Source organism: Streptosporangium amethystogenes (genome assembly GCF_000721075.1).
GTDB classification, from domain to species: Bacteria; Actinomycetota; Actinomycetes; order Streptosporangiales; family Streptosporangiaceae; genus Streptosporangium; species Streptosporangium amethystogenes.
The window spans coordinates 1-8,294 of record NZ_JOEQ01000078.1; the positions used below are offsets into that span (position 1 = coordinate 1).

Sequence of the window (8,294 nt, forward strand, 5' to 3'; positions counted from 1 at the left end):
CCAGTCGAGACGAACCCAAGGGTCCACAACCCACATAGAGCCTGAAGACCCCTCACTTCATTCTGAGGACCCTTCAGTTCGCCTGAACTCTGGGGTTTCAAGGGGTTTGATCGACAACGGAACGGCCAGTGGCGTTAGCGAGCCGACATGGGCGGAGTTGCCGCCATCCACTGTTCAGATGTCGGTGGGTGCCGGACCGGCAGGGATGCCGTAACGGTTTGATCACTGTGTGTTGATTACCGGTGTGTCGGTCCTACTTTGCGGCGTATACCGGTGGAATTTCTGACTGATGAGCAAGCGGTGGGCTACGGCCGGTACGCCGGACCGCCGGCGCGGGCGGACCTAGATCGGATGTTCCTTCTGGATGAGGAAGACCTGGCGCCGATCGAGCGCCGCCGGGGCGAGCACATGAAACTCGACTTCGCCCTTCAGTTGGTGACGATCCGGTGGCTCGGGACGTTCCTGGAAGATCCCCTCGATGTGCCGGTCGAGGTGCTGGATTTCGTGGCCGAACAGCTCGGCATCGCCGATCCGTCGCAGGTGAAGAAGTACACCAAGCGGACCAAGACCCGGTTCGACCACCAGTGGGAGATCCGCCGGGTACGCGGGTGGAAGGAGTTCACCGAGGTCGAGGCGGAGTTCGGCGCGTGGGTGGCGGCCCGCTCCTGGACCTCGGGGGACGGGCCGAAAGCGATCTTCACCGATGGGGTGGGGTGGCTGCGGGAGCGCAAGGTGCTGCTGCCGGGGGTGACCACGTTGGCGCGGCTGGTCGCGAAGATCCGCGATGACACGACTCGCCGGTTGTGGGGCGTGCTGGAGGGCCTGCTGTCGACGGGTCAGCGGTATGTGCTGGACCAACTGCTGGAGATGCCGGCGGGGTCGCGGACCTCTGACCTGGAACGCTGGCGCAAAGGCCCGCCGCCGCGCGGCAGCTGACCGACGCTCATCAAGGCGCTCGATCAGGTCGCGGAGATCATGGGGCTAAGGTTGGCCGCGCTCGATACGCCTTGCTGGCCGAACACGCCCGCACCCTGGACTTCGCCTACCGGCGGTCGGCGGGTGCCTGGCGGTCAACACCGAGGTCCGCGTCGATGAGGCCGGAAGATCCACCTGACCAGGGTGAAGGCCGTGGAAGAGCCACCGTCACTGGTCGACCTGCGCAACCGCACGACGGCGATGCTGCCGCGCGTCGACCTGCCCGAGGTGATCTTGGAGGTGATGTCGTGGGAGCCGTCGCTGGCGCAGGCGTTCGCCGCCGCCTCCGGCGGCCGGTCCCGGCTGAACGATCTGCCGACCTCGATCGCCGCCTGTTTGGCCGCGCACTCCATGAACGTCGGCTACCGGCCGATCGCCAAGAAAGGCGTGCCCGCCCTGGAGCGCTCCCGGTTGTCGCATGTGTTCCAGAACTGCTTCCGGCCCGAGACCCTCAGCGTGGCGAACGCGCCGCTGGTCGCCCGCCAGGCCGGGTTGCCACTGGCCCAGGCGTGGGGCGGCGGCCTGGTCGCCGCGGTCGACGGGATGCGGTTCGTCGTCCCCGTCCCAGCCGCGTTCGCCCGCCCCAACCGCAAGTTCTTCGGCTCCAAACGCGGCATGACCTGGCTGAACGCCATGAACGATCGTGGAATGGGTCGGGGCGCGAAGATCGTGTCGAGGACGGTCCGCGACTCCCTGCACATGGTCGACGTCATCTTCAGGCTGGATGGCGGGGAACTGCCCGAGATCGTCGTGTCGGACACTGGATCATACTCCGACCTGGTCTTTGGGCTTCTGGAACTGCTGGGGATCTCCTACCGGCCGGCGCTGGCGGACCTGCCCGACCAGGAAGGGCTGGCGGATCAGTTCCGAGGCCGACTACGGCCCGCTCAACACCCTCGCCCGAGGGAAGATCGACCTGCGCAAAGTCCGCCGGAACTGGGAGGACATCCTGCGGGTGGTCGCCTCGATCTACACCGGCACCGTCCCCGCCTACGACGTGGTCACCATGCTCCAACGCGACGGGTACCCCACCGCACTCGGCGAGGCGATCGCCGCCTACGGCCGGATCTTCAAGAGCCTGCAGTGCGCCACGAGGCGCTGTTCTGTTCGGACGGAGGTGAAAGACCACCGTCGCTTTGCCGTCGTAGCGGCGAAGTGAAGTTGGAGGCAGCCTGATCCGGGGGTCACCGGGGAGGGTGGGAGCAGCCTCGACAAAGTCGGGTCGGTCCAGAACTGCCGGATGGGCCGGGCCCGGTGAACGAGAGGGGAAGGTATACGCGAGGAACCGGTGTCGTTAAGCCTCTTCAATTTGAACCAGCTCCAATCCGGTGGATATGGGCTGGGTGGCGGTGCGCATCCGCCCCGTGAGGGCGGAGAACTCCTGGCCGGGTATTGCATGTCTGGGCTGGGAGGCCACGGTGAAGGACTACGGCGTAGCCGTGGCGAGGCCGCAGGGGCAGAGCCGGGTGCCTAACCCCACAACCGAACAGCAGTGAACGTGGGAACCGTCCGCGTACGTTCCACGTCCGGCTCTCAGCCAGGGGGGCGGGACGGGGATAGGCGCGACGCCTGCCGAAGACGCGGACGGGGCGGAGCCGTCGTAGTACTCGGAGCCGGGGAGAGCCCGGTACATGGGGAAGGACGGCAGCGTGCCAGTTGAGGAGAAGAGTGCAATGTCCGAAGACGCGCTGGTGAACACCGGCGCCGAGAGATGGCCGGATCCAGATTCGGCTTACCTTGCGGTACGGAGGATGCAGATCAAGTTACATCGCTGGGCGGGAGAGGACTCCTCCCGCCGCTTCGGCGACCTGTTCAACCTCGTCTATGACCCGGCATTCCTGGTGCATGCGTGGGAGCGTGTCGCATCCAACGCCGGGGCGAGAACCCCGGGGATCGACAGGGTCACGGTGGCCCATATCGAGACCCGGATCGGGGTGGAGGCATTCCTGGACGGCATTCGAAACGCGCTGAAGTCAGGTGAGTTCGAGCCGGTCGAGGTGCGGCAGGTGATGATTCCCAAGACAAGCGGCAAGCTCCGCAAGCTGGGAATCCCCACGGTCGCCGACCGCGTCGTCCAGGCCAGCCTCAAGGCGGTGCTCGAACCCATCTTCGAAGCGGATTTTCTGCCGTGTTCGTATGGGTTCCACCCCAACCGGCGAGCACACGACGCCATCGCCGAGATCCATTTCCTCGCATCCAGCCCCCGGAACTATCAGTGGGTGCTGGAGGCGGACATCAAGGCGTGTTTCGACGAGATCGATCACACGGCGCTGATGAGCCGACTGCGGGACCGGATCAGGGACAAGCGGGTGTGTGCACTGGTGAGGGCGTTCCTCAAGTCCGGGGTCATGACGGCCTTCGGAGAAGCGGAAGAGAGCTTGGCTGGAACACCCCAGGGCGGGATCCTCTCCCCGCTGCTGGCCAACATCGCCCTGTCGGCGCTGGACGAATACTTCGACCGGCAATGGCGGGAGATGATGAGCACCGACAAGCGGCGGCGCACGCGCAAGAGAAAAGGTCTGGGCAACTGGAGGATCATCCGCTTCGCGGATGATTTCGTCCTGATGGTGTCGGGTGAGCGACGCCATGCCGAGGCGCTGCGCGAGGAGGTGGCGAGGGTGTTAGCCCCTTTGGGGCTGCGCCTGTCGCCGGAGAAAACCCGCGTTGTTCACGTAGACGATGGCTTCGATTTCCTCGGGCTCACCATCCGCAGGCAGCGGAAGAGAGGAACGCAGAAGCACTACATCTACACCAAACCGTCCAAGAAGGCTATCCAGTCGATCAAGGACAAGGTGAAAGAGAAAGTGAACAGGTCAACCCTGCATCTGGACCTGGACAGGCTGCTGACCAGCTTGAACAGGATGATGCGGGGCTGGGCGAACTACTTCAGGCACGGAGTGTCGAAACAGGTGTTCCACGCGGTGGACAACCATGCGTGGCATCGCGTCACCAAGTGGATCCACCGCAAGCACTCCCGGCTCAAATGGAGCGAATTGCGCCGCCGGTTCTGCCGACCGGGAACCTGGATAATCGCCCATAACGGGGTCGAGTTCACCCGCGCATCCAGCGTCAAGGTGACCCGCTACCGCTACCGCGGGAGCACCATCCCGACTCCGTGGACTCCGAGGCCGGCAGCCACCGGGATCGGTGGCTGACCAGCGGGAAAGGCACGTGGAGCGCCCGATGCCGAGAGATTGGCACGTCGGGTGCGGCGGGCGGGCCGGGGAAACGGAGCAGTCGCGAGGCTGACACCGCGCCCCGGTCCGACCCGACCATCCTGGCCTACATCGACGTGGATGAGACCTACCGGCGCGACATCAAGGCCATCCGCAACCTGCAGGAAGGCCGCCACGCGCTGGCCCGCAAGATCTGCCATGGCAAGAAGGGCGAACTGTACCACCGCTACGAACGCGGTCTGGAAAACCAGCTCGGCGTTCTTGGACTTGTGCTGAATTGCGTCGTTCTGTGGACCACGGTCTACCTGGACGCCGCGGTCCGTCAACTGTGCACTCAGGGCTATCCGGTCCTAAAGGAAGACATGGCCCGGCTGTCGCCGTTCGTCAACCGGCACCTGGGCGTGCATGGCGCCTATAGCTTCGTGCTGCCCGATCTGGCCCCCGGCGCGATCCGCGAGCTGCGCGATCCGCGAGCTGCGCGATCCGCGAGCTGCGCGACCCCGACGCTCCCGATGACGATGAGGACGAGGCCTGACTGCGGCGATGGCGTGGTTCAGTCGCCGGCGGTGAGTTCGGCGCGTGCCGCGGGGGCCGCAATGGCTTGGCGGTCGTCGCTGGACTTCAACTCGGGCACGTACTTGTAGATGGTGGAGCGGCTGACGCCCAGCAGTCGGGCGATGGAGGCGATGCTCGCGTCGGGCTGGGTGAGCAGGGCGCGGGCGTGGCCGACCTGTTCGGGGGTCATCGCCGGGGGCCGTCCGAGGCGCTGGCCGCGGGCCTTGGCGGCGGCCAGGCCTTCGTTGGTGCCCTCGATGATGAGTTCGCGGATGAACTCCGCCAACGCGGCGAACACGTGGAACACCAGCCGTCCTCCCGGCGTGGTGGTGTCCAGGGCCTCTTTCAGCGACCGGAACCCGATACCGCGTTTGCGCAGGCTGGCGACGATCGCGATCAGGTCCTGCAGGGACCGGCCGAGCCGGTCCAGCGACGGCACGACCAGCGTGTCGCCTTCGCGCAGGTAGCCCAGGGCCTTCCAGAGTTCTTCGCGCTCGACGTTCTTGCCGGACTTCTTGTCGGCGAAGATCCGCAGGCAGCCCGCCGCGGTGAGCGCGGTGATCTGCCGGTCCAGGAGCTGGTCCTTGGTGGAGACCCGGGCATAGCCGACCCGTCCATGGCCGGTGATTGTCCCGCATGGCCCTCCGTCACCGGGACAGCGCCCGGAACACCACTGAAAGTGGCTATGAGCTAGATCACGGTTGAGGTTGACCTTGGGTCAGGGTGCAAGCTCGTCGCAGCGGCACGACGCCGACCGGACATAACAGATTTGAAGGAGCAAACCACCATGTCCATCACCCTTTCCGACCAGGACAAGAGCACCCTGCGGACCGCCGCATACGGCGCGGTCTCGTTGGTTGCCGCTGCCGGTGCCGCCGGCGGCAAGCCGCAAAAGATCGCCACCGACGGCAGCATTGCCCTGGCGTTGGCGACCGGCCTGATCGGGCACGTGCTCGGCGACAGGTCAAAGAGCATCAAACTGGACAGCAAGTCCGTCGCCGCACTCGCCGACCAGGTGCTACCGACCCTAACCGCAGCGGTGACCCTGCTCGAGAAGCAGGCTCCGGCAGAGGCCGACAACTTCCGCAGCATCGTCCTGCTCGCCATCGAAACCGCCCAGATCCGTCATGGCCAGCCCAGCCCCGCCATGGCCGAGATGGTCCGCAGGATCATTGCTGCCCTCGACGCGGCCGGGGTGGCCACTGCGGACAGCGGGGCTGTGTCGGCGGCTGCTGCCGGGCCGGATCGCCCAGAGCTGCAGAAGGCGATCGAGGAGATCGTCGATTCCGGTTTCGTCGGGGTGTCGCTGCGCGTGCACGATGAGCGGGGCGAGTGGGTCGGCAGCGCCGGGGCGGCCGAGCTGGGCGGGGCCGCGAAGCCGCCGACGAACGGGCATGTCCGGATCGGCAGCAACACCAAGACCTTCACCGCGACCCTGGTGCTGCAGCTGGTGGCCGAGGGCAAGGTCGGGCTGGACACCCCGGCGGCGGACTACCTGCCCGAGTTCGGGCTGGACGAGCGGATCACGGTGCGGATGCTGTTGCAGCACACCAGCGGGGTGTTCAACTTCAGCGGCGAGGTCTACGACGATGGGACAGTCGTGCTGGGGATCCCCATGCCCTACGGCCCCGCGGGCACAGAGTGGCTGGACAACCGGCTGAAGACCTACCGGCCGCAGGAGCTGGTGGAGCTGGCGTTGTCCAAGCCGGCGCGGTTCGAGCCGGGGACGGGCTGGAGCTATTCCAACACCAACTACGTGCTGGCCCGGCTGCTGATCGAGAAGGTCACCGGCCGCTCGCTCGCCGATGAGATGCGGCGGCTGATCCTGGGGCCACTCGGGCTGTCGGGCACTGCGGTGCCGGACGCCTCGCCGGAGATCCCCGAACCGCACGCCCACGCCTACTACCGGTACGAGGAGGACGGCCAGCAGAAGACGGTCGACATCACCCGCCAGAACCCGTCCTGGATCTCCACCGGTGGTGACATGATCTCGACCACCCAGGATCTGCACACGTTCATCTCCGCGCTGCTGGGCGGCAAGCTCCTGCCGGCCTCGCTGCTGGCCGAGATGTGCACCCCGCACCCGATGGGCATCCCGAACATGGACTACGGCCTGGGAGTGTTCGTGGTGACCACGGACGGCGGCGGCACCCTCATCTCCCACAACGGCGCCGCCGTGGGCCACGCGGCGCTGATGTACAGCACACCCGACGGCAGGAAGACCCTGACCGCCGCGCTGAACTGCGTGGACGACGCCGACTTGTCCATCGCAGCAGCGTTCCAGAAGGCCCAGCAAAGGCTCCTTAATGAGGTGTTCGGCGGTGGGCAGGCCGATCCGGCTCAGCCGACGGACTGAGCACCTGTGACCCGCACGCCTCGAGGGGCGGCCCCTTCCGGTCGTGCATCAGGGAGAACGCGAACCGGGGCCACGCCGAGCTGGGCGAGCTCGGCCTGGCCCGTCCATGCGCTCGGCTATGGTCTGCCTGGTCGCCAAGTTCGAGCCCAAGGCAGAATTCTGCAGATGAACGGAGTCACGATCGGACAGGCGGCGGCATTCGTCGGCGTCACGGTGAAGACGGTGCGGCACTACCACAAGCTTGGCCTGGTCAAGGAGCCGGAACGCGACAGCTCCGGCTACCGGCGGTACGGATCGGCCGAGCTGCTGCGGCTGGTGCAAGTCCGGACGCTGGCCGCCGCCGGGGTGTCCCTGGCCGAGATCGGCCCCCTGATCGACGCCGGCCCCGCGCTGTTCGCCGCCGCGCTCGCCGACGTCGAGCGGCAGCTCACCGAACGGATCGAGGAGTTGATCGCGCGGCGTGACACGCTGCGTCGGCTCGCTGACGGCGACCGGGCCCTGCTGCCCGACCGCGCTGTGGCGCTGCTGGAGCGGATGTCCGGCCTCGGATTCCCCGCGGAGGAGGTGGCGGCCACCAGGGAGGGCTGGGTGCTGGCCAGGGCCCTGGTCCCCGAGGGCTTCGACGACTACCTCACCCATGTCGAGCACGCCCTCGAAGACCCCCGGTTCGTCGCCTTGATCAAGCGCGCAACCGAAGCCGCGTCCTGGGAACCGGATGACCCGCGCATCGCCGAGCTCGCCACCGCCATGGCCGACCACTTCCTCGCCAACCCCGAACAGCTGAAGATCGTGACCGGTCTGCAAGCCCGCACCGAGGCCGCGACCCGGTACACGCTGATCGCCCTCCACGGCGAAGAGCAGGGATCGGCCGCGGCCCGGGGGGTCATGCTCGTCGAGACCAAGCTCCGCGCCGCCGGCATCCATATCCCCAGACCAGACACCCACTGACCGCGCCGTGCCCCGGTCCATCGGCCCGGCGACCGGCCGGGGCCTGCCCACACACCGACCGGGCTCCACGAACGCCATATCCGCCGGGTCAGAGCCGGAGAGCTATCGACATCGGAACGGTGGATGGCGGCAACTCCGACCGATCCGGCTCGCTAACGCCACTGACCGTTCCGTTGTCGATCAAACCCCGCGAAACCCCAGAGTTCAGGCGAACTGAAGGGTCCTCAGAATGAAGTGAGGGGTCTTCAGGCTCTATGTGGGTTGTGGACCCTTGGGTTCGTCTC

General features: G+C 66.7%; 7 protein-coding genes and 1 pseudogene. 7 read left to right on the top strand and 1 reads right to left on the bottom strand.

What is annotated here, in order from left to right:
- The first annotated feature begins 273 nt into the window (after positions 1-273).
- From IG98_RS0143105 to IG98_RS0143120, 5 genes and pseudogenes are all read left to right on the top strand, one after another.
- Complete coding sequence (locus tag IG98_RS0143105; RefSeq protein ID WP_169750300.1) at positions 274-936, top strand: DUF4158 domain-containing protein; 663 nt, start codon at positions 274-276, stop codon at positions 934-936.
- Positions 937-1,176: 240 nt separating this feature from the next.
- Positions 1,177-1,785: pseudogene (locus IG98_RS55065) on the top strand (Tn3 family transposase); the annotation flags it as partial.
- The gene (locus IG98_RS55070) at positions 1,700-2,134 is read left to right on the top strand and encodes a Tn3 family transposase (protein ID WP_425428160.1); all 435 of its coding nucleotides are present in this window, start codon (positions 1,700-1,702) and stop codon (positions 2,132-2,134) included. The pseudogene IG98_RS55065 and the gene IG98_RS55070, both read left to right, overlap by 86 nt.
- Before the next feature lie 490 nt (positions 2,135-2,624).
- The gene (gene ltrA / locus IG98_RS0143115) at positions 2,625-4,130 is read left to right on the top strand and encodes a group II intron reverse transcriptase/maturase (protein ID WP_211264375.1); all 1,506 of its coding nucleotides are present in this window, start codon (positions 2,625-2,627) and stop codon (positions 4,128-4,130) included.
- A complete protein-coding gene (locus tag IG98_RS0143120; RefSeq protein ID WP_030926186.1) occupies positions 4,091-4,795 on the top strand; it encodes a Tn3 family transposase in 705 nt (234 codons plus the stop codon). The genes ltrA and IG98_RS0143120 overlap by 40 nt, the downstream gene beginning before the upstream one ends.
- Here the strand turns inward: IG98_RS0143120 and IG98_RS0143125 are convergent.
- Positions 4,705-5,334 (bottom strand): recombinase family protein, encoded by a 630-nt coding sequence (locus IG98_RS0143125; protein WP_030926188.1) that lies wholly within the window; start codon positions 5,332-5,334, stop codon positions 4,705-4,707. The genes IG98_RS0143120 and IG98_RS0143125 overlap by 91 nt on opposite strands.
- A 159-nt stretch (positions 5,335-5,493) precedes the next feature.
- Here IG98_RS0143125 and IG98_RS0143140 point away from each other — a divergent pair, with 159 nt between their 5' ends.
- Positions 5,494-7,062 (top strand): serine hydrolase domain-containing protein, encoded by a 1,569-nt coding sequence (locus tag IG98_RS0143140; RefSeq protein ID WP_245651956.1) that lies wholly within the window; start codon positions 5,494-5,496, stop codon positions 7,060-7,062.
- A 165-nt stretch (positions 7,063-7,227) separates the two neighbouring features.
- Positions 7,228-8,010 carry a MerR family transcriptional regulator gene (locus tag IG98_RS0143145; protein ID WP_037972868.1) on the top strand — a complete coding sequence of 261 codons (783 nt, stop codon included), beginning with the start codon at positions 7,228-7,230 and terminating at the stop codon, positions 8,008-8,010.
- Positions 8,011-8,294: the final 284 nt, after the last annotated feature.

What these genes read in the sequence shown, in the direction of transcription:
- IG98_RS55070 (WP_425428160.1), top strand. Translation starts at nt 1,700, where the DNA reads ATGGCGGGGAACTGCCCGAGATCGTCGTGTCGGACACTGGATCATACT.
- IG98_RS0143140 (WP_245651956.1), top strand. Translation starts at nt 5,494, where the DNA reads ATGTCCATCACCCTTTCCGACCAGGACAAGAGCACCCTGCGGACCGCC.
- IG98_RS0143145 (WP_037972868.1), top strand. Translation starts at nt 7,228, where the DNA reads ATGAACGGAGTCACGATCGGACAGGCGGCGGCATTCGTCGGCGTCACG.